The organism is Deltaproteobacteria bacterium, from assembly GCA_016180855.1.
GTDB lineage: Bacteria > UBA10199 > UBA10199 > JACPAL01 > JACPAL01 > JACPAL01.
Genome location: JACPAL010000023.1, coordinates 3,446 through 28,680 on the forward strand (window position 1 = coordinate 3,446; position 25,235 = coordinate 28,680).

At 51.5% G+C, this 25,235-nt stretch carries 28 protein-coding genes and 1 pseudogene (1 of these 29 cut by a window edge); 13 read left to right on the forward strand and 16 right to left on the reverse strand.

The window, feature by feature from the left end; genetic code table 11:
• Nucleotides 1-136, forward strand: a pseudogene (locus HYT77_10130) (LysR family transcriptional regulator); it begins 668 nt to the left of the window's first position.
• On the opposite strand, the gene HYT77_10135 reads toward HYT77_10130, so the two are convergent.
• Both HYT77_10135 and HYT77_10140 read right to left on the reverse strand, forming a co-directional pair.
• Entirely contained in the window at nucleotides 124-657 is a 534-nt protein-coding gene (locus HYT77_10135; GenBank protein ID MBI2068353.1) for a hypothetical protein, read from the reverse strand. The pseudogene HYT77_10130 and the gene HYT77_10135 overlap by 13 nt on opposite strands.
• Nucleotides 654-1,154 carry a helix-turn-helix transcriptional regulator gene (locus HYT77_10140; protein MBI2068354.1) on the reverse strand — a complete coding sequence of 167 codons (501 nt, stop codon included), beginning with the start codon at nucleotides 1,152-1,154 and terminating at the stop codon, nucleotides 654-656. The genes HYT77_10135 and HYT77_10140 overlap by 4 nt, the downstream gene beginning before the upstream one ends.
• A gap of 39 nt (nucleotides 1,155-1,193) precedes the next feature.
• Between HYT77_10140 and HYT77_10145 the strand changes: the two genes are divergently transcribed.
• A complete protein-coding gene (locus HYT77_10145) occupies nucleotides 1,194-1,361 on the forward strand; it encodes a hypothetical protein (GenBank protein ID MBI2068355.1) in 168 nt (55 codons plus the stop codon).
• Nucleotides 1,362-1,389: 28 nt separating this feature from the next.
• Here the strand turns inward: HYT77_10145 and HYT77_10150 are convergent, their stop codons facing one another.
• The 5 genes from HYT77_10150 to gatC are packed head-to-tail and all read right to left on the reverse strand — an operon-like array spanning nucleotide 1,390 to nucleotide 5,877.
• Complete coding sequence (locus HYT77_10150; GenBank protein MBI2068356.1) at nucleotides 1,390-2,025, reverse strand: LysE family transporter; 636 nt, start codon at nucleotides 2,023-2,025, stop codon at nucleotides 1,390-1,392.
• Nucleotides 2,022-3,473 (reverse strand): Asp-tRNA(Asn)/Glu-tRNA(Gln) amidotransferase subunit GatB, encoded by a 1,452-nt coding sequence (gene gatB / locus HYT77_10155; protein MBI2068357.1) that lies wholly within the window; start codon nucleotides 3,471-3,473, stop codon nucleotides 2,022-2,024. Before gatB ends, HYT77_10150 begins: the two co-directional genes overlap by 4 nt.
• The gene (locus HYT77_10160) at nucleotides 3,470-4,084 is read right to left on the reverse strand and encodes an N-acetylmuramoyl-L-alanine amidase (protein ID MBI2068358.1); all 615 of its coding nucleotides are present in this window, start codon (nucleotides 4,082-4,084) and stop codon (nucleotides 3,470-3,472) included. Before HYT77_10160 ends, gatB begins: the two co-directional genes overlap by 4 nt.
• A 39-nt stretch (nucleotides 4,085-4,123) precedes the next feature.
• Nucleotides 4,124-5,593 (reverse strand): Asp-tRNA(Asn)/Glu-tRNA(Gln) amidotransferase subunit GatA, encoded by a 1,470-nt coding sequence (gene gatA / locus HYT77_10165; GenBank protein MBI2068359.1) that lies wholly within the window; start codon nucleotides 5,591-5,593, stop codon nucleotides 4,124-4,126.
• Nucleotides 5,593-5,877, reverse strand: a complete 285-nt coding sequence (gene gatC, locus HYT77_10170) for an Asp-tRNA(Asn)/Glu-tRNA(Gln) amidotransferase subunit GatC (GenBank protein ID MBI2068360.1) — start codon at nucleotides 5,875-5,877, stop codon at nucleotides 5,593-5,595. Before gatC ends, gatA begins: the two co-directional genes overlap by 1 nt.
• Nucleotides 5,878-6,028: 151 nt before the next feature.
• On the opposite strand from gatC, the gene HYT77_10175 reads away from it, so the two are divergent.
• A complete protein-coding gene (locus tag HYT77_10175) occupies nucleotides 6,029-6,637 on the forward strand; it encodes a hypothetical protein (protein MBI2068361.1) in 609 nt (202 codons plus the stop codon).
• A gap of 60 nt (nucleotides 6,638-6,697) precedes the next feature.
• On the opposite strand, the gene HYT77_10180 is transcribed toward HYT77_10175, so the two are convergent.
• The 5 genes from HYT77_10180 to HYT77_10200 form a co-directional block, all read right to left on the reverse strand.
• Entirely contained in the window at nucleotides 6,698-7,303 is a 606-nt protein-coding gene (locus HYT77_10180; GenBank protein ID MBI2068362.1) for a hypothetical protein, read from the reverse strand.
• Nucleotides 7,304-7,406: 103 nt separating this feature from the next.
• On the reverse strand, nucleotides 7,407-7,715 hold the full coding sequence (locus HYT77_10185; protein MBI2068363.1) for a zf-TFIIB domain-containing protein: 309 nt from the start codon (nucleotides 7,713-7,715) through the stop codon (nucleotides 7,407-7,409).
• A 43-nt stretch (nucleotides 7,716-7,758) separates the two neighbouring features.
• A complete protein-coding gene (locus HYT77_10190) occupies nucleotides 7,759-8,190 on the reverse strand; it encodes a type II toxin-antitoxin system VapC family toxin (GenBank protein ID MBI2068364.1) in 432 nt (143 codons plus the stop codon).
• Nucleotides 8,190-8,453 (reverse strand): ribbon-helix-helix protein, CopG family, encoded by a 264-nt coding sequence (locus HYT77_10195; GenBank protein ID MBI2068365.1) that lies wholly within the window; start codon nucleotides 8,451-8,453, stop codon nucleotides 8,190-8,192. The genes HYT77_10190 and HYT77_10195 overlap by 1 nt, the downstream gene beginning before the upstream one ends.
• Nucleotides 8,454-8,502: 49 nt before the next feature.
• Nucleotides 8,503-10,155, reverse strand: coding sequence for a peptide ABC transporter substrate-binding protein (locus HYT77_10200; GenBank protein MBI2068366.1), 1,653 nt, complete (start codon nucleotides 10,153-10,155; stop codon nucleotides 8,503-8,505).
• A gap of 53 nt (nucleotides 10,156-10,208) precedes the next feature.
• On the opposite strand from HYT77_10200, the gene HYT77_10205 reads away from it, so the two are divergent.
• Genes HYT77_10205 through HYT77_10220 form a run of 4 tightly spaced genes read left to right on the forward strand, consistent with a single transcriptional unit; the run spans nucleotide 10,209 to nucleotide 14,028 of the window.
• Complete coding sequence (locus HYT77_10205) at nucleotides 10,209-11,126, forward strand: ABC transporter permease subunit (GenBank protein MBI2068367.1); 918 nt, start codon at nucleotides 10,209-10,211, stop codon at nucleotides 11,124-11,126.
• Complete coding sequence (locus HYT77_10210) at nucleotides 11,123-11,986, forward strand: ABC transporter permease subunit (GenBank protein ID MBI2068368.1); 864 nt, start codon at nucleotides 11,123-11,125, stop codon at nucleotides 11,984-11,986. The genes HYT77_10205 and HYT77_10210 overlap by 4 nt, the downstream gene beginning before the upstream one ends.
• Nucleotides 11,987-12,022: 36 nt before the next feature.
• A complete protein-coding gene (locus HYT77_10215; GenBank protein MBI2068369.1) occupies nucleotides 12,023-12,994 on the forward strand; it encodes an ABC transporter ATP-binding protein in 972 nt (323 codons plus the stop codon).
• Entirely contained in the window at nucleotides 12,991-14,028 is a 1,038-nt protein-coding gene (locus tag HYT77_10220; GenBank protein MBI2068370.1) for a dipeptide ABC transporter ATP-binding protein, read from the forward strand. Before HYT77_10215 ends, HYT77_10220 begins: the two co-directional genes overlap by 4 nt.
• Here the strand turns inward: HYT77_10220 and HYT77_10225 are convergent.
• Together HYT77_10225 and HYT77_10230 are read right to left on the reverse strand one after the other, a co-directional pair.
• A complete protein-coding gene (locus HYT77_10225; GenBank protein MBI2068371.1) occupies nucleotides 14,006-14,569 on the reverse strand; it encodes a hypothetical protein in 564 nt (187 codons plus the stop codon). The genes HYT77_10220 and HYT77_10225 overlap by 23 nt on opposite strands.
• Nucleotides 14,570-14,613: 44 nt before the next feature.
• The gene (locus HYT77_10230) at nucleotides 14,614-15,267 is read right to left on the reverse strand and encodes an HAD-IB family hydrolase (protein MBI2068372.1); all 654 of its coding nucleotides are present in this window, start codon (nucleotides 15,265-15,267) and stop codon (nucleotides 14,614-14,616) included.
• 59 nt (nucleotides 15,268-15,326) lie between these two features.
• Between HYT77_10230 and HYT77_10235 the strand changes: the two genes are divergently transcribed.
• Both HYT77_10235 and HYT77_10240 read left to right on the forward strand, forming a co-directional pair.
• A complete protein-coding gene (locus HYT77_10235) occupies nucleotides 15,327-16,166 on the forward strand; it encodes a nucleoside phosphorylase (protein MBI2068373.1) in 840 nt (279 codons plus the stop codon).
• A gap of 4 nt (nucleotides 16,167-16,170) precedes the next feature.
• Nucleotides 16,171-17,454 (forward strand): NupC/NupG family nucleoside CNT transporter, encoded by a 1,284-nt coding sequence (locus tag HYT77_10240; protein ID MBI2068374.1) that lies wholly within the window; start codon nucleotides 16,171-16,173, stop codon nucleotides 17,452-17,454.
• Here HYT77_10240 and HYT77_10245 read toward each other — a convergent pair.
• The gene (locus tag HYT77_10245) at nucleotides 17,451-17,996 is read right to left on the reverse strand and encodes a biotin transporter BioY (protein ID MBI2068375.1); all 546 of its coding nucleotides are present in this window, start codon (nucleotides 17,994-17,996) and stop codon (nucleotides 17,451-17,453) included. The two genes, HYT77_10240 and HYT77_10245, sit on opposite strands and share 4 nt — an antisense overlap.
• A 64-nt stretch (nucleotides 17,997-18,060) precedes the next feature.
• On the opposite strand from HYT77_10245, the gene HYT77_10250 reads away from it, so the two are divergent.
• The 4 genes from HYT77_10250 (at nucleotide 18,061) to HYT77_10265 (ending at nucleotide 22,701) form a co-directional block, all read left to right on the forward strand.
• On the forward strand, nucleotides 18,061-20,280 hold the full coding sequence (locus HYT77_10250) for a PBP1A family penicillin-binding protein (protein MBI2068376.1): 2,220 nt from the start codon (nucleotides 18,061-18,063) through the stop codon (nucleotides 20,278-20,280).
• Nucleotides 20,271-20,675, forward strand: a complete 405-nt coding sequence (locus HYT77_10255) for a tetratricopeptide repeat protein (GenBank protein ID MBI2068377.1) — start codon at nucleotides 20,271-20,273, stop codon at nucleotides 20,673-20,675. The genes HYT77_10250 and HYT77_10255 overlap by 10 nt, the downstream gene beginning before the upstream one ends.
• Before the next feature lie 3 nt (nucleotides 20,676-20,678).
• A complete protein-coding gene (locus HYT77_10260; protein MBI2068378.1) occupies nucleotides 20,679-21,089 on the forward strand; it encodes an archease in 411 nt (136 codons plus the stop codon).
• 217 nt (nucleotides 21,090-21,306) lie between these two features.
• On the forward strand, nucleotides 21,307-22,701 hold the full coding sequence (locus HYT77_10265) for an RtcB family protein (protein MBI2068379.1): 1,395 nt from the start codon (nucleotides 21,307-21,309) through the stop codon (nucleotides 22,699-22,701).
• A 384-nt stretch (nucleotides 22,702-23,085) separates the two neighbouring features.
• Here the strand turns inward: HYT77_10265 and HYT77_10270 are convergent, their stop codons facing one another.
• Nucleotides 23,086-25,224: a hypothetical protein gene (locus tag HYT77_10270; GenBank protein ID MBI2068380.1), complete on the reverse strand. Its 2,139-nt coding sequence runs from the start codon at nucleotides 25,222-25,224 to the stop codon at nucleotides 23,086-23,088.
• Nucleotides 25,225-25,235 lie beyond the last annotated feature (11 nt).

A 25,235-nucleotide genomic window follows, 5' to 3' on the forward strand; every position in this document is an offset into this window, starting at 1 on the left:
CCGTTCCAAGGGGAAACCGAACCCCGTCGGAACGATTTATCTGGTGACACGAACGAACGCCGCCCTCCCGCGCCGCGTGCAAACCGTCATTGAAAGCTTCTTGGAGATGAAAAGAATACGGACTCATGAGGAATAGCTTTTGATTCGACCGGCAACCACCTCTCGGACGGCGGGTTCAAGCTTTTTTACTTTTACCAGTCGCGTCGCGAGGGTTTTCCGATGAACAAGTTTTCTCTTTAGCAAGGCCCTGCAAAACTCAATATCCTTCGGTCGCCCCGCAATCGCTTTTGAAATCCATAGATCATGAAGTTCCAGACAAAGGGCCGTCACACCGTTTGTCGCCGGTGTACAAAACCGGACAAGCCGCTTTCTCCAACCTTCCGGCAGAATTGCCGTTTTGGGGCTGACTCCTTGGGCATAGTAACCGAAGGTCTCCTGAAAAACAGACAGTTCTCCGATAGAACCGTCAATCAGATCCGCCTTGGAACCGTCCAGGTCGTTCAGTGCGGCAATATCGGTCTCGATCGACCGTTCCGCTTCCGGGAGAACTCTCCGATAGGAGGCATGAATCGCCTGACTGCCGATGACGAGAAGTTGATCCGTCCCCAGAATCGCCCCCGCCGCACGAATGGTGTGTTCAAATTGTTCCCGCCTCATGAGCGATATTCCTTTCTGAATCGTTTTAAAATCCGCGCACGGTCTTGAGGCCTTAGCTGACCGGCAAAAGGGGAAACCTGTCTCATGTCGCGAGACAAGACCCCTAAATCTAACATGCGGGAAATAAGATCTTCCGTCGGCAGGCGAAGCCACTGACGCCAGCGATCAAACAACTCTTTCGCTTCGAGATGCTGAGCCCTCATTCGTGACAAAAGCCGTTCCGCTTTCTTGATGGATAGAGCCGAAGTTTTCCTTAAACTTTGAGCAACGGCCGCATGATAGTTCAAGCTTCTTTGATCTTCTCGGGTCAGTCGCGGAAGATAGGTAACGATCGCCTCAAGACCCTGCGACGAAGCAAGCTTCTGTAGTGTCGACCAGGTCGGCGACCTGGCGCCCGATTCGTAGAAGGCGATTGTCGGTTGCGACGTCCCGGCCTGAACGGCCAACTGCCCCTGGGTGATGCCGACCTTGGATCTTAGAGAAACCACGGGATTCATGACAAGTTTATTTATATCTAATCAGATATATTTAGTCAAATGACAATTACATCCCCTGTGGTAGCTCTCGACAAACTTCGGTACATCAACTACCCGGGGTTCGGCGCGTTGTTTGATATCTGGCGGCGTCATTTCTTCCCCCGCCGCCTGACGCTTACGGAACAAACCGTCATTGAAAGCTTTCTGGAAATGAAAAAAGGAAGCTAAAGTTATAGTGGTGCTTTTCATTCGACTATCAACCGATCTTCCAGTGTCGTGTGACGAACGAGACGGCACCCAAGGCGATTAAAACAATACCGACAACCTCCAATGCGCGGTGGATTCGAAGGGGTGAGAGATTCCTCCGGATCGGTTGGGCGAGGGAGGTTAAAATGAGCCACCAGATGAGACTTCCCGAAAAGACGCCAAGCGAGATTTGGAGATAATCCATTTTTCTCGGATCGAGGGGAATGAGGCTTGAGCCGGCAAAGAGGGCGGCAAAGGCGATGAGGGTCATCGGGTTGGTGAGGGTGAGGAGAAAGACCGAGGCGCCGTCCCAGAGATAGTGGTGGAGATACCGTTCAGAGAGGACCTCTTCGGTATCCAGGGCCGGAGGTCTCTGAAAAAAGATTTTGATCCCAACCAGAATGAGTACAATACCGCCGGCATTGCCGATGAAATGGTGGCTTTCACGGAGTGATTCAAAAACGGCTGCCAGGCCGAGGCTGGCCAGGATCGACAACAAGGCATCCGCCGAGGCGGCTCCGATACCGCTGGAGAGGCCAGCCAGCCAGTTGACTTGAAGGCTTCGCTGAAGGATCAGCACGGCGATTGGGCCGACCGGCAGGGCGACCAAAAATCCGAGAGCCGCCGATTTTAAGAAAAGCATCATGACTTGATCTTCTTTTCAAAGACCGATTTGGCCAGCGGCGGGTTGGCCCGTCCTCCCGTTTTTTTCATGATCTGCCCCAGGAAGAAGGAGAGAAGCTTCTCCTCACCCCTGCGGTAACGATCGACTTCCTTCGGATTCTCGTTTAAGATCTCATCAACAACGGCTGCCAGAGATCCTTCATCGGAAACTTGGGACAATCCCTCCTTCTGAACAATACTCTCGGGGGGCTCACCGGTCTCAAAAACTTTTTGTAAAACAGTCTTTGCCATCCCCCCGGAAATTTTACCTTGGTCAACCAAGGTCAGTGTTTTTCCGATCGCCTCCGGGCTCAATCGGGAACCTTGGATCCGGTCGGGATCTCCCTGAATCATCCTCAAGAGCTCATTGATGGTCCAGTTCGCGAGCGGTTTCGGTTGAGGGTAGACCTTGACGCACGCCTCAAAAAAGTCGGCGAGTCGGCGGGAATCCGTCAGAATATCAATTTGGGATGAGGGGAGTTGGTACTGCCTCGTAAACCGATCTCGCTTCCCTTCCGGAAGCTCCGGCAACGCCCCTCGTACCTGGCTAAGCCAGGCCTCATGAACCTCTACGGGAAGGAGGTCCGGGTCGGGGAAGTATCGGTAGTCGTGGGCCTCTTCCTTTGAACGCATCGGTTGGGTCAGCTCTTTTTCGGGGTCCCAGAGGCGGGTCTCCTGGATGATCCGATCTTGGGAGCGTTTTCCTGCAAGGACCTCTGTTTGTCTTTTGATCTCATAATGGAGAGCCTTCTCAATATGACGAAAGGAATTCATGTTCTTGATCTCGACCTTTGTCCCGAACTTCTTTTCGCCAACCGGTCTGACGGAGATGTTGGCGTCGCACCGGAGTGACCCCTCCTCCATATTGCCATCGCAGATTTCGAGATACATCACGAGACGTCGGAGTTCCTTGAGATAGGCAACCGCCTCGGCAGGTGAGCGGATGTCCGGTTCCGAAACAATTTCAATCAATGGAACACCGGCCCGGTTCAGATCGACCCAGGAGGCCGCCTTGGAGCGGGTTTGGGGATGTTCATGTAGAAGTTTTCCGGCATCTTCCTCCATATGGATACGAGTCAGTCCGATCTTTTTTCTCTCCCCATCGAGAGGAATGTCGACAAATCCTTTTTCGCAGATAGGCCGCTCGTACTGGGAGATCTGATATCCCTTGGGAAGGTCCGGATAGAAATAGTTCTTTCGGGCAAAGACATTTTTACCGGTGATCCGGCAACTTGTTGCAAGCCCCATTCGGATGGCGAATTCAACGGCCTGTCGGTTAAGGACGGGCAAGACGCCAGGAAGCGCAAGACAGACAGGGCAGGTATTTTTATTTGGTTCACTCCCAAATTGTGTGGAACAGGAGCAGAAGAGCTTGCTCTTTGTCAGGAGCTGGGCATGGACCTCAAGACCAATAACCGGTTCGTAGTTCATTTTCGTAGACGCTCAACCTGTTTGGAAACTCCGCGACCGGGGCAGTCGGTATGGGCTATGACCGCAGGGGTATAGCCTCGTGTTCTCGTTATTTTATCATCGATCTCTTTGTGGAGCAGGACGTGATCTAAGGTTACTCGGGGGTACCGTGCACGGAGATATCCGATGAGCCACTTCAGACTTTCGATCTGGGCCTTTGAGGCGAGATCCTTTTGGAGGTCAGGGTCAAAATAGCCCGCAAGGGCGATTCCAATCGATCCGTAGTCGGGGTCCTTCTTGATAAAGTCAGGCTCCTTTCTCTCCTTGCCGGCCAGCGCCTCCTTCGATTTTCCGGCATGTCCTCCCACGTAGCGCATTTCACGCCCTTCATAGATTTTCCCATTCCAGGTGATGTAGTAATGATAGGGGATATCATCCCAGACCTTATTCTCCCGACCGTCTTGTGCCCTCCTCTGTAACGCTTGAGGGGTGAGACTCCTTGGTAAATGGGTCTTGTGAACAACCAGATAGTCGATTACCTCCGGCAGCGGGAGCTTGTACTCCTGCTCCTTGATCGCCGGTTTGGGGGGAAGGGCTCCCCATTGTTTTCTTGGAATAATAGTGTCTCCCACGACGTTTTCCTTTCGATCTCGGGCGCACCAAGGGGGCCCCTACATTTTCAGGTGACTCGGTCTCTTCCTGTGCCACTCGGTCGCATGCTCATAGGCATAACCGACACGAAAAATCTTTTCCTCTTGAAGATAGGGGGCGATCACCTGCAGTCCAATAGGCAAACCTGAATTTGTAAATCCACAAGGCAAACTCATTCCCGGAAGTCCCGCCAAATTGACGTTCACTGTAAAAATATCTGAGAGATACATCTTTAAAGGGTCATCTGTCTTCTCACCGAACCTCCAGGCCGCCGTGGGAGAGGTCGGACCGACAATCACATCATAATTTTTAAAGATCTCCTCAAAGTCCCGCCGGATGAGTGTCCGGACTTTTTGGGCCTTAAGATAGTAGGCATCATAATAGCCGGCGGAGAGGACATAGGTCCCGAGCATGATTCGCCGCTTGACCTCGGGGCCAAATCCCTCAGTTCGGGATTTCTGATACATCGAAAGCAGCTCTTGAGAGTCACGATTTCGGTGGCCGTATCGAACCCCGTCGTAACGGGCGAGGTTGGAGGAGGCCTCCGCCGTCGCCAGGATATAATAAGTCGGGATGCCATATTCGCTGTGGGGGAGTGAGACCTCTCCCACAACAGCCCCCAATCCCTCCAGGGTTTGGACTGATTTTTTAACCGCCTTCTCTACCTCCGGATCCAGACCCTCCATAAAATATTCCTTTGGAACGGCGATCCGCCATCCCTTGATATCCGGGAGGAGCGCCTTGGTGTAATCCGGAACCGGTGCGTTCAATGAGGTTGAGTCTTTTGGATCGTATCCGGCCAGGGCGTTCATCATGATGGCGGCATCGGTGACATCTTTCGTGATGGGACCTACCTGATCGAGGGATGAGGCAAATGCAATCACTCCATAGCGGGAGACACGACCGTACGTCGGTTTGATCCCGACCGTGCCGCAGAGACTCGCCGGCTGCCGGATTGATCCCCCTGTGTCGGTGCCGGTTGCCGCAATACATTGCCCGGCGGCTACGGCCGCACTGCTTCCGCCGCTTGAACCTCCGGGGACACAATCTTCATTCCAGGGATTTCGAACCACACCGAAACAGGAATTTTCATTGGAAGAGCCCATCGCAAACTCATCCATATTGAGCTTTCCGACAAGGACCGTTCCACACCCTTCCAAATTTTTTGCGGTCGTGGCGGTGTAGGGGGGGATATAGTTGTCCAGAATTTTGGAACAGCAGGTCGTTCGAAGTCCCTCGGTGAGAAAAATATCTTTGAGCGCAATCGGGATCCCCAAAAGGGGATGAAAATCCGTTTCATTTTTTATTTTTTGATCGGCGAGCGCTGCCTCTTTTCGCGCTCGTTCCTCGGTCAGGGTAATGAAGGCATGGATTCGAGGTTCGATCTGGTGAATCCGTTTGAAAATCGAATCAACGATATCAACCGAACGGATCTCTCTCTTTTTCAGCTGGTCATGAAGTTCATGAATGGTTGCGTCGCACAGCTCCATTAGATCACCTTTGGCACCTTGAAAAAATCACCTTCCCGATCGGGGGCCCTGCTCAAGACCTCTTCCTGCTTTTGAAACGGCCTGTTTTCATCACTCCGAAAGGGGGTCGCGACGGCGACGGCATGGGCCGTCGGCTCAATATTTGAGACATCCAGTCTGTTCAGTTTTTCAATGTAAGTCAGGATTTGAGAAAGCTGGTTAGTATATCTCTCAACATCGGCCTCGTTCAACTCCAACCGGGCGAGATGGGCGATTTTCTTGACCTCTTCATGGGAGATTTTCATCGGTCACCGGCTAACATAACGGATGAGGGCTATCAAGCTGTTCAAAAAGGGGTGTGCCGTTCTCCGCAGAGAACGGTTTTTTAGTCCGGCGGTCGCTTTTCACTCATCCTGTCTCCAATAACCACCGAACAACTTGGCAAGAGAGGTCATTATGTCGATTACCGGTTGCGGAGACTTGAGTCAGAAAAGCCGGCTAGATCTATGTCCTGCCACCGAGATTGCGGTTGGCGGCGGGGTGGTTGCTATGGAGCGGGAGGGGGAGTCAAGAAAAGCGGCCGTTGGCCAGTTGATCATAGCGCCGGTGGGGATTCAGGCCCACTGGATGTTTGATCCCACGGAACGGATTGGTCTCTCGCTCTCCGCCTACCCCGAGGCGGTGGGAAGGTTTAACGAGAACGGTTTAGCAATCGGGTGGAGGGTCAGAACGGCGTTGGGATTCGAATATTACCCGGTTCGGGATACCCGGAATTTTCCCGATGAAGAACCACTGACCCTGGTACAAGGATACGGCCTTGCAGGACAGCTCTCGGGAGGGGAGGAGGTTTATGGAGGGGGAGTGCAAAGCGATCTCCCCGGCCTCCTGATCTGGCAGGCTACCCACATTTTTTTTCGATTCCCGCCCCCCAAGTTTTACCTGGAGGTCGGAGAGGGGAGTCTTCCAGCGATGTCCGACGACTCGAGGAGAACATTTTGGGAATTTTTTGCCGGACTCAATTTTGACCTTACCTGGCGACGGATCAAGAGTGTCGTCAGCTACTAACAAGGGGGGAACGCCATAAGGGCTATCAAGCTGTTTAAAAAGGAGACAAACAGCCAGGATTTATCTCATGAGATAACTGTATTTGATGCTTTCACCGAAGATGATTTGAAACGCTGTATGGGTAGCCGCCCACAAATCACAACCGGGGCTGAAAAAACTCATGCTGGCCACATCGAAAGAGAGGGTGTTCGTTGCAGAAGAGTATTGCATATATCCTGCTACCATGACGGCTTCATGCCCTAAAACCATCGCCTCATGTCCGTTACTTTGTCCCCTCGGTAGAAATCTAATAATAATTGGGTCGTTATTATTTTTTGTATCGACCAGTACATATAAGTAAGTTTGATTCCCCATCGCTTGTAGGTCCTCGGTAGAGGTCAGTCTCAATGGTTGAGGGCCGCTAAGCCTTATTGGTTCCGGGCATGGAAAATAAAGATGGGGTAACGGGTCAGGAGGAGGAGTTGGCAGTGCTGGGGTTCTTTGAGAAAAGAATAACCGCCGTACTCGTGATAAGAACAGCCCCCCCCCTGCCAAACCGAGCAAGGCAAAGGCCCCTATGAGCGCCTGGGGTGTATTGGTGACCCAGTTGTCGGGATTAATCGGGTTATATTCGAACTCCCAACCTGTCTTCAAGACTTGCGAAATCGAATTAACAAGAGAGGACATGACGGTTTAATTATCGGCTTTAGGACCGAAATGGTGCGGGTAAAAACACCTTTAAGAAAGCGATACAGCACAAGGCCTCCTTGAAAACGCTTTGTGAGACAGTTCAGGACTTAAAGAGGCTTAAGAGCCCTTTTAGGAAACCACTCTCGGAGCCGGCGATCTTTTCGAGCTCGCCGTCATCCAGATAGACCCCGTGACAGTGAAAGCATTTATCGAGCGTTACACCACGGTAGGGGATTGGGTGCAGCTCCATCCCGCATTTAGGGCAGTGCATCCAGTGAAGCTCCTTGAGTCTCTTGATCTCAGCTTCTGAGATCTTCCCCCTCTTTTCATGGGACAGTTTGAGCTTTTTTTCCACTTCCAGACGGGCAAAATACTCCTCTTCAGGTTGTGACGGTTTTGAGATCGTCATAAAGCTGGTTCGTTAGCATAGCTCCCTCGAGGGTCAAGTGAGTTTAGGAGATGTCTGGAATCTCTTCGAGATGTTTCGCAAATGGGAATGTTTTTATTTTGGATAGTAATTTTTTGTCGGCTGTTACAAATGAGGCCTCTGTTCTTTCAGCGACCGCCAGGTAGAGGCTATCATAATAGGTCGTTTGAAATCGATTGGCGATTTCCGCTGTTCTCGTCAGTAAAGAAGATCGAAGTGGCATCAAAAGCCAGGGGAGCTCCCATAGCCTTATCAGTGATTGTTCGGCCTTCTCAGGATGCCCCTTCCATTTCTTCCAGAAGACGTTTCCAGCCTCGTAAAACAGGAGATCCGGGATGATGAATTCTATCTCACCCTTGAGAAAAAGCTCTAAAAGCCGGAGGGCTCTCCCTCCTCTTTCTTCATCTTGATCAAACCATTTGACCGCGACGGAACAGTCAATAACCATCTGTTGCATTAACGGGAATCCCTCATTTTGCGGATTAGATCCTCTGCTGTTTCGCCCGCTTTCATTTTAAAGGTGTGTTCGCGAAGATCGTCGATCTGTTCGCGTATCGATTTTTGGGGATTCTTTTTCAGGAAAGAACCGATCTCTCCCTGGTGTAAAAACTCCATAACAAGATCTTTAAGCAACTCGCTACGCCTTTTGTGACGGCTTTTGGCTGCCTTATCAAACTCCTCCAGAAGTTCCTGAGGCATTGAAATCATGACCTTAGCCATATTGCTATGTTAATGACTAATTATATAATATGTCAATACTCTATACAGCCTATTTGCCCTCTTCAGCCACCAGCTCCGAGCTTTTCTCCCCTTCCGCGAGCGAGACCCACTTGAACGGGTGCATATCTTCTCGATTGGGGAGGTACCCTTTTACGTACGGTTTTTGGAGGTAGATCTTGGTGTAGGTGTAGATCGGGATGACCGGCGCCTCCTCCAGAACGATCTGTTCTGCCTGGCGTAGCAGGGAGTAGCGCTTCGAGGTGACCGTTTCCTTCATCGCGTTTCTGATGAGGGTATCATACTGCGTATTGGACCAGCTCGTATGACTTATGGTGGAGTCGGAGGTCCAGAGATCGAGGAAGGTCATCGGGTCGGGGTAGTCGGCAATCCAGCCGGAGCGCGAGATCTCAAAGTTCTTGAGATTTTGCGTCTTCATGTACGACTTCCACTCCTCATTCCAGAGCTTCACATCAATACCCAGGTGCTTCTTCCACATCTGCTGAACGACCTGGGCGATCAGTTTATGTCGATCATCCGTATTGTAGTGAATGGAGATCGCAGGAAACGTTTTTGGATCCGAATAGCCGGCCTCAGTGAGAAGCCTCTTCGCCCTCTCCGGATCGAAACCGATCCCCTCGGCCCGCTCATACCCTTTCAGTCCCTCGGGAACGACATTGATCGATGGGATCATCGTGTTTTTCAAGAATTTTCCGACCAGTTCGTCTCGGTCAATCGCAAGGGAGAGGGCCTGGCGGACCCGGAGATCGTTCAATGGCGGTTTTTTGGTCTGGACGCGATAGAAGTAACTTCCGAGATACGGCGTCTGCACATACCCCTCTTCACCTTTCAGGGCGTCAGCCTTCACGACGGAGACCTCCCAGACAATGTCGATCTCTCCCCGTTCGTACATCTTGAGGGCGGTCTCCTTGTCCTCCATGGGATAGAAAACAACACCGGGAAGCTTCACCTGATCTGCCTCAAAATAGTCTGGATTTTTTGCAAGCGTAATTTCCTTGTAAGGGGTCCAGCTCTTCAGGAGAAACGGGCCATTGCTGACAATGTGTTCCGGTTGAGTCCACTTCGGTCCAAACTTTTCGACGACCCAGGACGGGACCGGTTTGAAGGCGTTGTACCAGAGGAGATCGAGAAAGTAGGGGGTTGGGGACTCCAGTGTTACTTGGAGCGTATGATCATCCAGCGCCTTGAATCCGAGGACGGCCGGGTCGGTGATCTTGCCGGCGTTATAGTCGCGTGCATTTTGGATCGGATACATTGAGTAGGCATACTTTGCAGCCGTCTTCGGATTCAGGACACGTTCCCAGGCATAGACAAAATCATGGGCCGTGACCGGACGTCCATCACTCCAGATCGCCTCTTTTCTCAAATGGAAGGTGTAAATGAGGTTGTCTTTCGAAATCCCCCAGTCCGTCGCCATTTCAGGAACGACGGGACCATCTTTTTGGGAATGCTGGACGAGTCCCGAAAAGAGATCGAGGATCACCCTGGTCTCCGGCACACCGGAGGCGAGTCCTGGGTCGATATATTCCGGTTCGCTGCTGAGTTGGAATCGAAGAAATCTCTTCTCGAGTTGTGACGATTCGTTTTGCGAGATTCCTTGCCCTGCTTTCTTGCTGCAGGCGATACTTCCGACGGAGAGTGCGATCAAGAGCAGGACCAGTTTTTTTGCATTTTCTGACTTCATAAACCCCCAGACTTTCCTTGACTTGGAATTTGTTTGACCTAGTTTCCCCTAGCATGGGGGTTGGGATCCTACAACGAATTCTTGGATCTTTCTTTATCATCTGGATCATCATGACCCTCTCCTTCTTTCTCATGCGGCTGGCTCCGGGCGGGCCATTCGATCAGGAAAGGAGCCTTCCGGAAGATGTGAAGAGAAATATTGAGGCGAAGTACCATCTCGATGAACCGCTGACGAAGCAGTATGTCCGTTATGTTCAGGGGATTCTCCTTCACGGCGACTTCGGGCCTTCCTTTAAATATGCCGATCGGAGCGTCAATGATTTCATCAAGGAGGGACTGCCGATTACACTCCAGCTTGGGTTTTATGCCCTTCTGGTGGCACTCGGGATCGGTCTTTCTCTTGGGATCGCTGCCTCTCTTCATCACAATACCCGTTGGGATTATCTGGCGATGGGGATCTCCATTATTGGGATCTCCATCCCGAATTTTGTGATCGGTCCGCTCCTCCAACTCCTCTTTGGATTGGAATTACGGTGGCTTCCGGTCGCCGGTTGGGAGGGATGGAAGAGCCAGATCCTCCCCTCTGTGACGTTAGGGATTATCTATGCCGCCTCGATTGCCCGGCTGACCCGCGGCGGGATGCTCGAGGTCATTGGCCAGGATTACATACGGACCGCGATTGCCAAAGGACTTCCAAGACGCCTTGTCGTTTTTCGTCATATGATTCGTGGTGGTCTCTTGCCGGTTGTCTCTTATCTCGGACCGGCGATTGCCTTTCTCTTTTCAGGTTCTCTCGTCGTTGAGAAGATTTTCAATATTCCCGGATTAGGACGGCATTTTGTTCAAAGTGCCATTAACCGGGATTATACGGTCACTCTGGGACTTGTGATTTTTTTCAGCGGGTTGATTCTTCTCTGCAACATGGTTGTGGATGTTTTGTATCTGATCATCGATCCGAGGTTGAGGAGATGATGGAATTGGAGCAGGGCACCAGTCTCTGGCAGGACGCCTGGCATCGCCTCTCAAGAAACAGGATGGCGGTCGCGAGTCTTTGTCTCATTTCGCTCTTCACCGGCCTTGCGCTACTCTCTCCCTGGATTGCCCCCTATCGATTTGATGAGATCAATTTTGAAGATATAGGACAATCTCCGACACTTCTCCACTGGTTTGGAACGGATGATCTGGGACGCGATCTTTTTACACGAGTTCTCCATGGACTTCGGATCTCGATGGCGGTCGGTTTCGTCGCAACCCTTGTTAGTTTAGTGATGGGTGTCCTTTGGGGATCGATTGCCGGTTTCACCGGTGGAAAAACCGATTCGATCATGATGCGGTTTGTCGATGTGATGTACAGTCTCCCCTACATGTTTTTTGTCATCATCCTCATGATGATTTTTGGCAGAAACATTGTTCTCCTCTTCGTTGCCCTGGGGGCGGTTTCATGGCTCACGATGGCGAGGATTGTACGCGGACAGGTCTTGTCGCTCAAACAAAAGGAATTTATCGAGGCGGCGCGGTCGATCGGTGTCAAGAAGAGAGATATCATCTTAAGACATCTGATCCCGAATGCCCTGGGGCCGGTCATTGTTTACACCACGCTCACGATTCCTCGCGTGATCCTCGAAGAGGCCTTTTTGAGTTTTTTAGGGCTTGGTGTTCAGGCACCGATGGCGAGTTTGGGATCGCTCACTTACGATGGGGCTCAGGCGATGGAACTCTACTCCTGGCAGATCATTTTTCCAAGCCTCGTATTGGCCGCGTTGCTATTTTCTCTGAATTATTTAGGGGACGGGCTCCGGGATGCGCTTGATCCAAGATTAAAGAGAGAATGAAACGGGAGAGGGGTCGGGGGTGAGGGGAAAAAAGCGATGTCTCTATTAAAAGTCACCGATCTTCAAACCGATTTCCGAATTCGCGGCGGTTTCATTCGTGCGGTCGATGGTGTTTCATTTTCAATCGAGGCGGGGGAGACACTTGGCATTGTTGGTGAGAGTGGCAGTGGAAAAAGTGTGACCTCTCTTTCTCTTCTGGGGCTCATCCCACAGCCCCCCGGTCGAATTACAGGAGGAACTGCCTATTTTGAAGGGAAGGATCTGCTTCAGCTTCCCGAAGAGGATCTTCGCAAGATCCGCGGCAACAAGATCGCCATGATCTTTCAGGACCCGATGACCTCTCTCAATCCTTTTCTGACCGTCGGCCGACAACTGACCGAGGTTTTGGAGATCCACCAAAACAAAGGTCACCGGGAGGCCCGCCGGCTCGCGATTGAAATGTTGGACCAGGTTGGAATTTCGGATGCCACAAGGCGGATCGATGCCTATCCCCACCAGTTAAGCGGTGGAATGCGTCAGCGTGTGATGATTGCGATCGCCCTGCTCTGTCGTCCTTCGCTTCTTATAGCGGATGAGCCAACCACCGCCCTGGACGTAACGATTCAGGCCCAGATCCTTGATCTCCTCCGAAAAATCCAGAGCGAGATGGGGATGGCGCTCATCCTCATTACGCACAACTTGGGCGTTGTGACGGGGATCTGCGATCGGGTTTTGGTTATGTACGCCGGGCATGTGGTTGAGGAAAGCCCTATGGGGTCGTTGTTCCAACACCCAAGACACCCGTATACCCGGGCCCTGCTCCGTTCTGTTCCTCGTTTGGATGAGGGGAAATCAGGGCGGTTGGAGGCGATTCGTGATCAGCCGCCCGATCTCTCCCGCTTGCCGGTTGGCTGTCGTTTTCATCCACGGTGTGATTTTGCCGTGGAGCGATGTTCTATCGAAGAGCCAACCCTTGATATTGTTACGGCAGGTCATCGATCGGCCTGCTGGAAGGCGGGAGAGGTATGAGCGAAATCCCTCTTCTTCTCCTTCAGGATCTCAAGGTGCATTTTCCGGTCAGCCGCGGTTTTTTTCTTAAATATCGGAAGGCGGTCGTCAAGGCGGTTGATGGAGTCAATCTTTCTGTCAGAAAAGGTGAGACCCTCGGAATTGTCGGTGAGAGCGGCTGTGGTAAGTCAACGCTGGCCCGGGCGATTTTGCAACTGATCAGGCCGACGACCGGTTCCGCCAATTTTGAAGGGTTCAATCTGGTCCAGCTTTCTCCGCGACAACTTCAGAAGAGGCGTCGTGACCTGCAGATGATCTTTCAGGATCCCTATGCCTCACTTGATCCACGCATGACCGTTGAAGAGATCGTTGCCGAGCCGCTTAAGACCTTTCGAATTGCCCGCGGAAAAAAATTGCGCGAAGAGGTTCGGGAGATCCTCGAAAAAGTGGGGTTGGATCCCAAATTCATGCGTCGTTATCCTCATGAATTCAGCGGTGGGCAGCGCCAACGGATCGGGATCGCCCGTGCCCTGGCCTTGAGGCCGAAATTGATCGTTGCGGATGAACCGGTTTCCGCCCTGGATGTCTCGATTCAGGCCCAAATATTAAACCTGCTCCTTGATCTGAAAGGGAAATTTCAGCTGACGTATATTTTCATTGCCCATGACCTGGCCGTGGTGCGTCATGTCAGCGACCGGATTGCTGTCATGTACCTTGGTAAAATTGTTGAGATCGGTTCCTCACAGCAGATCTGTGAAGAGCCCAAACATCCCTACACCCAGTCACTTCTTTCCGCCTCGCCGATTCCCGATCCTGTGGCTGACAAGATCCGGCAGGAGAAAAGAATAATCCTCAAAGGTGATCTGCCGAGCCCCTTGAATCCTCCGAGTGGGTGCGCCTTCCATACCCGCTGTCCTTTTGCCTGGGAAGATTGCAAGAAGGTTGAACCGCCCCTCAAAGAATATGAGTCAGGCCATCAGACCGCTTGTCACTTGATGGAAGAAGAAAATTTGAGACGGTTAACTGAGGCCTCTAAAACCTGTAGAGGGCGTTAACAAACAGAAAGGTGACATCCCACGTTGTGTCCGAAAAATCGGTCAGGATATGCACCCCCAAATCGGGCCCTATGAAGAGTTGATTGGGCAAAACCTCGTAACGACACCCAAGGTTCGGTAGCAGGATATCAAAACCACCCGCCCCATTGGTATTAATGATCGCCCCGAGCCCCATGCCGGCATAAGGCACAAGACGGGGCTGCTGTTGGATATCCAGGTGATATCTCCCAACCGCATCGAAGGCAAAAGTGGTTGCCCCATGGAAGACGATATCAAAATCAAACCCGGCCGAGATGTTATTCGTAACGAAATATTCCGTATCCAATCGGAGATCCAGAGCGGGATTATTAAACGTTATTCCGATGCCAGAGCCAGCCTGAAATTCGCCCTGTCGGTCCGAGGCGTATTTTTGTGATGAGGTAATTTTCTTCTTGCTCGAAGAGCCCTTCTTTGAATGAGGACCCGATTTCGACAAGGCAAGAGGGGCAACAAAGAATGTAAGGGCGATTACGACAAATAGAATATTGATATTTTTCTTCATGAGTTGCCCAGTAACAATCGGACCCAAAGAAGTCAATTTAATCCCTAATCAAACCTCAAGATCGGCCACCCTTTTTGCTCTGCTATCTTTCGCAGCTCTTTTTTTGGATTCACCACGTGGGGATAGCCAACATTTTCAAACAGTGGAAGGTCGGTCAGGTCATTGGAATAAAAATAACAGGTGGAGAGCGGAACCCCGTATTTTTGTGACGCCTCGCGGGCATAATGCAACTTTCCCTCTCCATAACTGAGCGGCATTTTGAGGTCGTTGATCAGGGTGCCATCGACCACCTTGGGACCGGAGGCGTAATAGTCGTCCGTTTTTAAAAACGCCTGAAGTGAATGAATCGTCATGTAAGGACCGGAGGTGAGAAGTATGATCCGATCGCCCCTTTGTCGATGGTGTTGAACCTTGGCAACCGCCTCAGCATGAAGTCGTCTTTTCATGTCTTTTTCAAAACATTCCGTGCCGATCTCCAGGGCGTGTGTGAGTTTCATCCCGGCCATATCGGCAATCGCAATTTTGTAAATCTTGTGGACATCCTGCCGGGCAAACAGGTCGGCAAGTTTGTAGTAGACCGCCTGGAGGACCCTCCTCTTTTTTAAGATTCCATGGCGGACGAGCCGTAGACTCGTGTAGTAACCGGAGTTACCACGCCAGAGGGTGTCATCGACATCAAAGAAGGCAACGGTTGGCATGGGCCTTGTTATTTATCCTTGTCTTTGGAGAAGGCAACCTCTAAGAACCGATGCGAATTATGGGGAGCTTCAAATCGGCTGAGATCGTGTCAACCAAAGAGGGAAGACAATACCACATTGGGCTAAAACCGGGTGAACTCGCCCCTTACGTCCTTTTGTGTGGGGATCCCGCCAGGGTTCGTAAAGTGGCCGACCACTTCGATCAAGCGAGTGATCCGATTGTGCACCGTGAGTATGTGACGGTGACCGGAAAATATAAGGGATTCCCCCTTTCCGTCATGGCGACAGGGATGGGACCGGACAATACGGAGATCGCCCTGGTTGAAATGAATCAGATTGTCAAAAATCCAACCTTCCTGCGTATCGGAACCTGTGGCGGATTGCAGAAGGGAATGGAGCTCGGCGATCTCGTGATCTCCAGTGGGGCGGTGCGTCTCGAGAATACTTCCACCTATTTTGTGCATGAGGGATATCCGGCTGTTGCGCATCATGAGGTGGTTTTGGCGTTGCTTGAGGCGGTGCAGAAGAAAGGATTTCGTTATCACGTTGGACTTACAGCCACGGCACCCGGTTTTTACGGGGCCCAGTCTCGGGATGTCCCTGGCTTCCCTCCCAGGAACAAGGAGCTGCCTCAGCAGCTGGAGAGAATGAATGTGATCAATTTTGAGATGGAGACTTCGACGCTGTTGATCCTGTCACAACTCGTCGGGGTCCGGGCTGGAACGGTTTGTACCATGCTGGCCAACCGCCATCTCAATCAGTTTATTGATGAAGAAAATCTGAAAAAGGCGGAAGCCACGTGCATTGAGACGGGACTGGAGGCGATGGCGATCCTTCATCAGATGGATCGAAAAAAGGGGAATCAGAAGTACTGGCTTCCTTCGATGGGAATCAAGTAACTTTATGGAACGTTTTATAGGGATCTTCGGTATTATCGTTCTGCTCGGCATTGCCTTCCTGATGTCGAACAATAAATTCAAGATCAACTTGTGGACGGTTCTGGGTGGATTAACACTCCAGATTGTCATTGGATTTCTGTTGCTCCGATGGGAGACGGGTGTTTATGCGATTGAGTTTTTAACGGCAAAGATTACTACCTTTTTGAAATTGAGCTCTTATGGGTCCCAGTTTCTATTTGGAAAACTCGCGGATCCAGCCTATTTTGACCATTTCGGATTTCAATTCGCCTTTATTCTGCTTCCGACGATCATCTTCTTTTCGGCATTCACCGCCTTTCTCTACCACATTGGTGTTTTACAGCGGGTCGTTCAACTCTTTGCCTGGATCATGAATCGTCTCATGCGGACCTCCGGTGCCGAATCCCTCTCTTGTGCTGCCAACATGATTTTGTCTCAGACGGAGGCCCCTCTTCTGATCCGTCCCTTTTTGAATAAGATGACCCCCTCCGAGCTTTGTGCCGTGATGGTCGGGGGATTCGGAACGATTGCCGGGAGTGTGATGGCCGCCTATATCCAGATGGGGGTCCCAGGGGTCCAAATCATCATTGCCAGTGCGATGGCGGTTCCTGCCTCACTCATGATTGCCAAAATTATCTACCCTGAAACAGAGGTCTCAGAGACTGCAAATTCGGTCAAAATGCCCAAGATCAGGATGGGACACAATCTGCTGGACTCGATCGCCCATGGGATCAGCGATGGTCTCCATTTGGCCTTGAACGTTGCTGCGATGTTAATTGCCTTTATTGCGTTGATTGCCTTTCTCGATCTTCTCCTGGGATTTTTTGACCGCGTTATTGACGGAGGTTGGCTCAGTGGAGAAGCACTCGTGGGTGGGGAGTTTGCGGGAGTTGTCCCCGGGAGTCTGAAAAATCTTCTTGGGACCGTTCTGGCCCCGCTTACCTATGTGATGGGGATTCCCAAGGCGGATATCCATGCAGTCGGGCATCTTTTGGGGCTCAAAATCGCCTCGAATGAATTTATTGCCTATGCGGAACTTGCTCCGCTGATTAAACAAGGACTGATCTCGGAGAAGGCTGGTCTCATGGCGACCTATATGCTGTGCGGGTTTGCCAATTTTTCTTCTATTGGGATCCAGATTGGTGGTCTGGGAGTCCTGGCACCCGAGCGTCGCTCCGATCTGGCCCGCCTTGCCTTCCGTGCCATGCTGGGTGGTGCGATCGTGAGTTGTTTGACGGCAACGATCGCGGGTCTATTGATGCCCGGTTAGGGCTTCCAATAAAATCTGGAAACAGTAAAGGCGATCGCGGATTTCAAAAGATCCCCTATAAGAAAGGGGTAAAGTCCCATCTGGAGTGTTTGAGGCCATGAGGCGCCTGTAACAACTTTTAACCAGAGGAGCCCCGGAATGAAGATGATCGAGTGGGCGAAGAGAAAAAGGAGAAGCTGTCTCCATCCGGAGGCCGGCTTAAAAAATCCGAGCAATCCCGCGGCAAGAATAAATCCAAGAAGATAACCCCCGGTCGGTCCGAATAGGTAGTTTAGGCCGGAACTCCCATTCGCAAATAGTGGGAAACCGGCAACCCCTAGTAGAAGATACCATCCCGCCATCTGGAGCGAATAAAAACGGTGTAGATAAGAGGCGCCGATTAACAAAAAAAGTGTCTGGAAGGTCATTGGGACCGGATTACCCGGTAAAAAGACCTTCAGTTGGGCCCCGATTCCAACAGTCAAGGCAAAGCCAAAGGCGAGCAGGGAGTTCCAAAAAACCTTGGAGCGAATAGAAGACAGGCGGATCGACGCACTGGACATATCCCCCCTTATCTCTCGGTTTGCAAGGAAGTCAATCTGATGATAGGGATCACGTCACATCGCCATGAAAAAATCAAAATTGCTTCTTATTTTGCTCGGCCTTTGCATGGTCGTTGGCCCTTATCTGTTTTATCTTGATTACAAAATTCGGACGAAGTTTGAGGCGCGACGCTGGAACCTCCCATCCCGCGTCTATTCGGATGCCTTCTATCTCTTTCCGGGTCAAAGGATCTCACCGCAAAGGTTGGAGGCCAAGCTCAAGAGGCTTTCCTACAAGAGGATCTCCGGGGCAGTGAAGGGGGTCGGTGAGTACTCCCGCAATGGATCGGAGCTCACCCTGTTTTTACACAATTTTGCCTACCCTGCCGAGGAGTTTATTGGATTTCCGGTACGGCTCTCCTTTGGCAATGAAAGCCTGAGGTCGATCGAGAATCTCGGCACGGACGAAAACCTGAAGACGCTCCGCCTGGAACCGGAGCTGGTCGCCTCGATCTTTGACGAAAAAATGGAGGATCGGACGATCATTTCGCTTGCGGAGATTCCGGAAGAGCTCATCAATGCTGCTATTGCGATTGAGGATGAGCGTTTTTACAGCCATCACGGAGTTGACCCGCTCGCTATTTTACGCGCATTTCTGACCGATCTTCTTCATCTGAAACTGGTTCAGGGTGGGAGTACGATCACTCAGCAGCTTGTCAAAAATTACTTTTTGACCTCGCAGAAATCACTGAATCGAAAGATTAATGAGGCGTTCATGGCGGTCCTGCTGGAGGCCCGTTATTCCAAGGAGGAGATCCTTGAGGCGTACTTTAACGAGATCTATTTTGGCCAGAAGGGGCCTGTCTCTGTGGCGGGTGTTGAGGCTGCCTCCTATCTCTACTTTTCAAAAGGGGCGAGTCAATTGACACTGGCGGAATCGGCTCTACTGGCCGGGCTTATCCGATCTCCAGGAAAATATTCCCCGCTCATCAATCTCCCCCAGGCTTATGATCGTCGTAATTTTGTTTTGAAAGAGATGCTGGATCAAGAGAAGATTACGGAGAAGGAGTATCAGAGTGCCCGACAGGAGGAGATTCATCCCGCCCCTCCTTCCAAAAAACCGCTTGGGGCCCCTCACTTTGTCGATTTTTTGAGAGCCCAACTCAAAGAGACCTACGGGGATATCCTTGAATCGGAGGGGTTGAAAATTTTTACGACATTAGATGCCGAGGCCCAGGATGAGGCAGAAAAGGTGATCCAGATCCGTCTTGAGGAATATGAGAAGAGCCGTCCTCCCGTCAAAAAAATGAAGGAGGAAGGGAGGAGTCTTGAGGGATGTCTTGTGTCGGTACAGCCACAAACAGGCTATATTCGGGCTTACGTCGGTGGACGGGATTATCAAACGAGTCAGTTTGATCGTGTCTCGATGGCTCATCGTCAACCGGGCTCTGCCTTCAAGCCTTTCATCTATCTGACGGCACTGGCAACAAAGAATTGGAACTGGGCCTCGTTGATTTCCGATCGATCCTTTACCATTGAGACTCCTGAGGGACCCTGGAGCCCTCAAAATTATGATGAGGAGGAGCATGGGGAGGTCTCTCTCCGAGAGGCTCTGGAGAAGAGCTACAACATTGCTACCTCTCGTCTTGCTATGGAGGCCGGCCTTGAGGAGGTTGTGACGATTGCTAAAAAGGCGGGGATTGAAAGCCCTCTTGAGCCTTATCCCTCGATTGCGCTGGGCGCCTTTGAGGTGACGCCGCTTGAACTGGTCCATGCCTACACCCTCTTTCCGAATAACGGCATTCGCTCGGAATTGATTCCTTTTTTAAGTGTTGTGACGCGTGATGGAAAGGTGCTTGAGAAAAAGAGTTTCAAGATGAATCGGGTCGTCTCCCATGATTTGGCCTATCTGCTGAATAGCGGGATGAAGGGTGTCGTTGAGCGAGGAACTGCGGCCTCGGCCCGTCTCCTCGGGCTTCGGGGACTAGCGGCGGGCAAGACAGGTACGACCTCGGATTATCGTGACAGCTGGTTTGTCGGTTATACGCCGGAACTTCTCACACTGACCTGGGTCGGTTATGATGACAACAGCCCTTCGGGCCTGAGTGGGGCGTCCGGGGGTCTGCCGGTCTGGGTTGACTTCATGAGAAACCGGCCAAGTTTTGCACGTGATTTTCTTGCGACGGAGAACGTCTTCCTGCTAGAGATCGACCGGAAAACCGGAAGGCGTTTCCGGCCTGGTTGCACGGAAAAATTTGAGGAGGTTTTTCTTTTGGGAACGGAGCCCGAGGAGAAATGTCGTTGATAAAAATATCTCTTCTGTTTTTTTTAGGGCTTCTCCTCGTTGTGGGCTGTGCGACAGGTCCCAGGCGTCCCCGCGGCTCTCGTTTGCCGCCAGTCGTCTCGGCCTCCCCCAGGAGTCCTGAGCGAGAGGCATCGAACGTCTACATTGAAACCGGTAAAAATTTTCTGGAGGATGGCCATTACAGTCGTGCGATCGACAGTTTTCAGGAGGCGATTAATGTGGACCCCTCCAACGGAGTTGGCTTCTACTACATGGCCTGGATCAAATACAAAATGGGGGAATATGATCAGGTCGAAAATTATCTCTCGCGTGCCGAAGATCTCCTCGGGGGAGATAAGGCATGGAAGGATAGATTGGAAGAGCTTCGATCGGAGATCAGTCCCCCCTCCTTGTAAACAATGCCTCGTTATCAGGTTTTAGATCACACAGCGGATATTCGGCTTCGCATCTTTGCGCGGACCAGGCGAGAACTCTTTCAAAATGGTGTTTGGGCCGTGATGAATACGATTACCGATGCGAGGCAGATTCAAAAAAAGCAATCAAGACAACTGGTGGTGAGGGGTGAGACTCTTGAAGAGCTGTTTCTTCGTCTGCTCAAAGAGGTGCTTTATCTTTTTGACACCCGTCACTTTTTAATTCGATCCCTTGAGGTGAAAGAGAACCGTGATACCCTCTTGCGGGGGGTCGTTTGGGGTGAGCCTTTAAAAGGTCATTGTTTAAAAACGGAGATCAAGGCGGTGACGTATCATCGATTGAGCATTAAAAAGGTGAGGGGGAGGTGGGTCGCGGAGGTGGTGATCGATGTTTAGGCCTCCCCGCACCCGCAGAAAAAACCGAGGCAACAGGTCCCCTCTCCCGCCGTGGGGAGAGGGCCAAATATCAACTCAACCAGGTGTCATTACGTTCTCCTTGAGCCCTCTCCCTTTGACGGGAGAGGGAAGCGGTCACAGGGATGGCCATGAAGGGTGAGGGAGGGTGTTAGAAAAACTCAACAATTTTACCTACCGAATTCCCCGTCATGGCAAGATGCGGGTTGACGGGATCATCTTTGCCTCTGAGGTCCTGATGCCGACGATTGCGGAGGAGCAGGCCCTTCAGCAGGTGATCAATGTTGCAACACTCCCCGGGATTGTGACGGCCTCGTATGCGATGCCGGATATCCATTGGGGTTATGGTTTCCCGATTGGTGGGGTTGCTGCCTTTGATCTTGAGGAAGGGGTCGTGAGCCCCGGCGGTGTCGGTTATGATATCAATTGCGGTGTTCGACTCCTTCGAACCGACATCGACAAAAAAGAGGTTCAACCGCGATTAAGGCAGTTGGTTGAGATCCTCTATCGGAATATCCCGTCCGGTGTCGGCGCCCATCGCGACGACCTCACGCTGAATCAAAAAGAGGTGAGGGAGATTCTGGAGAAGGGGGCACGGTGGGGTGTGGAGCGCGGATACGGTTGGAATGAGGATCTGGAGCGGATTGAGTCTCAAGGCTCTATTCTGGGCGCTGATCCAGCGGAAGTCTCTCCCAGGGCGATCGAAAGGGGTAAAAATCAGGCGGGGACGGTCGGGTCAGGGAACCATTTTGTCGAGGTGGAATATGTCGACGAGATCTACGATGCCCAAAAAGCCGGTGTGTTTGGGCTTTTCAAGGATCAGATCGTGGTTCATCTCCACTCAGGGTCACGCGGGTTGGGATATCAGGTTTGCGATGATTATCTGGAATTGATGCTCAAGACGTCGCAGAAGTACGGGATTGAATTGGTTGATCGCCAGCTCTGTTGTGCCCCACTCAGATCACCGGAGGCAAAACGTTACCTCGCCGCGATGTCATCGGCCGCCAATTTTGCCTTTTGTAACCGTCAGGTGATGGCGCACTTTGTTCGAGAGTCCTTTGAGAAATTTTTTAACCGCTCCGCCGAAGATTTGGGGATGCAAGTTGTCTATGATATCGCCCATAACATCGCCAAATTTGAGGAGCATGAGGTCGACGGCAAAAAAAGAAGGTTGTGTGTCCATCGCAAGGGGGCGACGCGGGCGTTTCCACCGGGTCATCCCGATCTCCCTGAAATTTACAGGGAGGTTGGTCAGCCGGTCCTGATTCCGGGGGATATGGGACGTTACTCCTTTGTTTGTGCTGGAACCGAGACCGCCTTTCGTCAAACCTTCGGGAGTTCCTGTCACGGGGCAGGGCGGCAGATGAGTCGCATGAAGGCGAAGAAGGCGGCGCGAGGAAGAAGGATTTATGAAGAGCTCGAGGCGAAAGGGATTATTGTACGTTCGGCAACACTCGATGGTGTTTTAGAGGAGATACCAGAGGCCTATAAGGATGTCGCCAATGTTGTTGACGTTATTGATGGGGCCGGCCTCGCCACAAAGGTAGCGAAGCTCCGGCCGATCGGTCCTCATCCACAACGAAATTCCACCTAACAGGATGTTGACAAAGGCCCATCTACTTCGGGCTTCGACTGAGCTCAGCCGAAGTCTTGGCTGCTTCGGTCGCTCCTCGACGTACCGGCAAGTACGCCTGCGTCGCGCCTCAGCAGCCTGCCTCATATCTTGGACCTTTCTCAACATCCTTTCAAACCTCTTTGTCAACAGACTGCTAAATCACTTTCTGGGACTTCCTTTCGTTGGAGGACACCTAGGTGTCCTGAATCGTGAATTTTGATGCTTGGGGCTGTTGCGTCACCCATAAACCCTCCTTGGTTAGGGGCTTACCTAGTGACCTCCCCTAGGAATCAGACAGGATCTGCCCGATTGCTGTTCTTAAAACAGTTTCGGTCAGCGTGGTGGACCGAGTTGCGTGGTCTGTCAGTTTCCCCTACGTGGACCTGGCGTCCCCGGCTCTTGTGGGGAGCCTGATTCGGGACGGCATTCAACCCCTCGCCAGCCAATTTCGGCCACCGTCCCTTCGGGACAACCCCGGTTACGGCAACAGGGGTGTAGGGAGTCGGTGACACAGTCGATCTGTCGGCAGAGTGCCGAGTCACTACGAAACGAATCCCCCTCTCCTGACTTGGAGAGTTTACAATCAGGGTTGTCGGGATCGGGGGTCATACGGGAGCCACACCCCTTTTCTATTCTTAGTCGATCTCCCGTTGCCCCAGCCTGTGCACAGGCCTGTAGAGCCTGAGATGCAGCAGCCAACTTTGGACCGATTGGACCGGAATCATCAGGCAGTGGAGAAGCGACCGGATTCAAGGCAGGGTTGATCGGATCCCCCTTCGGGGTTGTCCTATCCAATTCTTCCTGCCCCATCCCAAGGCACCGAAACACGGCGTTATTCAAGATATCTTCACCGGCACATTGGTCGGGGCAATCAGGGCAGGGTTGTTGCAGTGGGGATTGGGAACGGGCCATCTGTTCATGATCCTGAAATATCCAACATCCTGTTGAATCACATTCGCATGAATAGGTCTTTGGGGGGCAACCAGGAACGTTTGTTATAACACTAAATCCACCATTAGTTGCCGCCGCATGGTACCCCTCATGGGCCCAAGTCATTTCCTCATAGATGTAATTTCCAAAAAATTCGAGTGTGTGTGTAGAGGGATCGTATTGTGCGTTGGTGTCAGGGTTAGGATTGGGGTCATGGGTCGACTGTGTAGATGCCTCTCTCTCCGCGGCCTTTATTGCTGTATTGATCGCTCCCGGTGTACATTGAGGAGAGCTCCCTCCAAGCAGGCGTTGGCACTGCTGTCTCAGCATTTCTTTGTTATTACGCAATCTTTCCATACCTGCCTTGCGAGCTGCTTCGCAGGCTGGAGGATTGGCAGCATTTTTACAGGCGTCCTTAATTTCCTCTTCTTCTGATTCCGGTTCCGGCTCTGCCTCTCCCCCCGCTCCCCCTCCCTCTCCATCGAGGACGGCACAGCCAGGATTCATAAAGATCTCTGACTCACCAAAAAGTCTCTCTTCCAATATCCCACTCTTTGCACAGGAGAGCTGATTTTTATTCTGAACCGTCCTGGAGACGGCGGGGGCGATCTGGCCAAACATCTGTCTTGCGGAGCAGTACCCTGTAGGCGCCAATTTTTCCATGGCCTCTGCCAGATCACGGGAGTTTGTCATGCAGTCAAACGGTACCGCTACAAGGTCCGTGTTTACGGCCTTACTCCTTTTCATCAAAAAACCTTCTCGACCACCAAGCGGTTCGCGTGACGTTTTTTTCTCCTCCTCTATGGCAGGACAGGCCTTGGAGGCGCCGGTACAAAAATAACCGTTATGGATCATCTCATAGCAACGGCATTCCCCCGAGGTTATGCGATCATCATCTCCCAACGCCTCAACCATCATAGAGAGTGGTTTGATACAGCCTTTCTTCTTGAAAACCTTTCCCTTTGGTTCGGAGTCGCATTGATCCTGGAATTGAAACAGGTTTCCAATATGATCACTGCACCAGAGCCCAACGTCCTTATTACCATAATTGGTAATTGCCTCTTTAAGGGCCTCCTTCTTTCTTTTAAATGTCTCCCGAAGCGGTGTCTTCTTCTGGTCAGGAAACATGTCGTTCAAAAGGATCGCTACATTCGCCATACAGGCAAGTCCCTGCGGGCAGTTTCCTTTTTCAGTGAGGGCCTCCATGTATTCCTGCATTCCCTTTGAGAGCATGACAATTTCGGTTTGGGATAGGCAGCGAAGCCCCATCGCAAGGCGGATCGTCGTCGACATCGCCTTCAGATTCTCATCAGACAAGTAAGATTCACAAAGTTTCTCCAACAGGTTCTCACCTTGGATATCAATTGAACAACGGGAATCCGAGACGAGAGATGGGACCGGATCTAGAGAAAGATCCTTAAGTTTATTCTTCAGTTCATTTTTCCAGCAACTGTTGGCTTCCAAATGGAGTTTTTTTAATTTTTTAAAACTTTTCCCTTCAACCGGCGAGACCGAAAAGAGAAGGAAAATCACGCTGACAGAGGAGAAGAGAATTGCTCTGAATCGATTCACTTGGAATTAAG

Bases quoted from the DNA above. Each gene is read 5' to 3' on its own strand.
- HYT77_10135 (MBI2068353.1), bottom strand. From the start codon at position 657: ATGAGGCGGGAACAATTTGAACACACCATTCGTGCGGCGGGGGCGATT.
- HYT77_10140 (MBI2068354.1), bottom strand. From the start codon at position 1,154: ATGAATCCCGTGGTTTCTCTAAGATCCAAGGTCGGCATCACCCAGGGG.
- HYT77_10145 (MBI2068355.1), top strand. From the start codon at position 1,194: ATGACAATTACATCCCCTGTGGTAGCTCTCGACAAACTTCGGTACATC.
- HYT77_10150 (MBI2068356.1), bottom strand. From the start codon at position 2,025: ATGATGCTTTTCTTAAAATCGGCGGCTCTCGGATTTTTGGTCGCCCTG.
- gatB (MBI2068357.1), bottom strand. From the start codon at position 3,473: ATGAACTACGAACCGGTTATTGGTCTTGAGGTCCATGCCCAGCTCCTG.
- gatA (MBI2068359.1), bottom strand. From the start codon at position 5,593: ATGGAGCTGTGCGACGCAACCATTCATGAACTTCATGACCAGCTGAAA.
- gatC (MBI2068360.1), bottom strand. From the start codon at position 5,877: ATGAAAATCTCCCATGAAGAGGTCAAGAAAATCGCCCATCTCGCCCGG.
- HYT77_10175 (MBI2068361.1), top strand. From the start codon at position 6,029: ATGTCGATTACCGGTTGCGGAGACTTGAGTCAGAAAAGCCGGCTAGAT.
- HYT77_10180 (MBI2068362.1), bottom strand. From the start codon at position 7,303: ATGTCCTCTCTTGTTAATTCGATTTCGCAAGTCTTGAAGACAGGTTGG.
- HYT77_10185 (MBI2068363.1), bottom strand. From the start codon at position 7,715: ATGACGATCTCAAAACCGTCACAACCTGAAGAGGAGTATTTTGCCCGT.
- HYT77_10190 (MBI2068364.1), bottom strand. From the start codon at position 8,190: ATGCAACAGATGGTTATTGACTGTTCCGTCGCGGTCAAATGGTTTGAT.
- HYT77_10195 (MBI2068365.1), bottom strand. From the start codon at position 8,453: ATGGCTAAGGTCATGATTTCAATGCCTCAGGAACTTCTGGAGGAGTTT.
- HYT77_10200 (MBI2068366.1), bottom strand. From the start codon at position 10,155: ATGAAGTCAGAAAATGCAAAAAAACTGGTCCTGCTCTTGATCGCACTC.
- HYT77_10205 (MBI2068367.1), top strand. From the start codon at position 10,209: ATGGGGGTTGGGATCCTACAACGAATTCTTGGATCTTTCTTTATCATC.
- HYT77_10210 (MBI2068368.1), top strand. From the start codon at position 11,123: ATGATGGAATTGGAGCAGGGCACCAGTCTCTGGCAGGACGCCTGGCAT.
- HYT77_10215 (MBI2068369.1), top strand. From the start codon at position 12,023: ATGTCTCTATTAAAAGTCACCGATCTTCAAACCGATTTCCGAATTCGC.
- HYT77_10220 (MBI2068370.1), top strand. From the start codon at position 12,991: ATGAGCGAAATCCCTCTTCTTCTCCTTCAGGATCTCAAGGTGCATTTT.
- HYT77_10225 (MBI2068371.1), bottom strand. From the start codon at position 14,569: ATGAAGAAAAATATCAATATTCTATTTGTCGTAATCGCCCTTACATTC.
- HYT77_10230 (MBI2068372.1), bottom strand. From the start codon at position 15,267: ATGCCAACCGTTGCCTTCTTTGATGTCGATGACACCCTCTGGCGTGGT.
- HYT77_10235 (MBI2068373.1), top strand. From the start codon at position 15,327: ATGGGGAGCTTCAAATCGGCTGAGATCGTGTCAACCAAAGAGGGAAGA.
- HYT77_10240 (MBI2068374.1), top strand. From the start codon at position 16,171: ATGGAACGTTTTATAGGGATCTTCGGTATTATCGTTCTGCTCGGCATT.
- HYT77_10245 (MBI2068375.1), bottom strand. From the start codon at position 17,996: ATGTCCAGTGCGTCGATCCGCCTGTCTTCTATTCGCTCCAAGGTTTTT.
- HYT77_10250 (MBI2068376.1), top strand. From the start codon at position 18,061: ATGAAAAAATCAAAATTGCTTCTTATTTTGCTCGGCCTTTGCATGGTC.
- HYT77_10255 (MBI2068377.1), top strand. From the start codon at position 20,271: ATGTCGTTGATAAAAATATCTCTTCTGTTTTTTTTAGGGCTTCTCCTC.
- HYT77_10260 (MBI2068378.1), top strand. From the start codon at position 20,679: ATGCCTCGTTATCAGGTTTTAGATCACACAGCGGATATTCGGCTTCGC.
- HYT77_10265 (MBI2068379.1), top strand. From the start codon at position 21,307: ATGCGGGTTGACGGGATCATCTTTGCCTCTGAGGTCCTGATGCCGACG.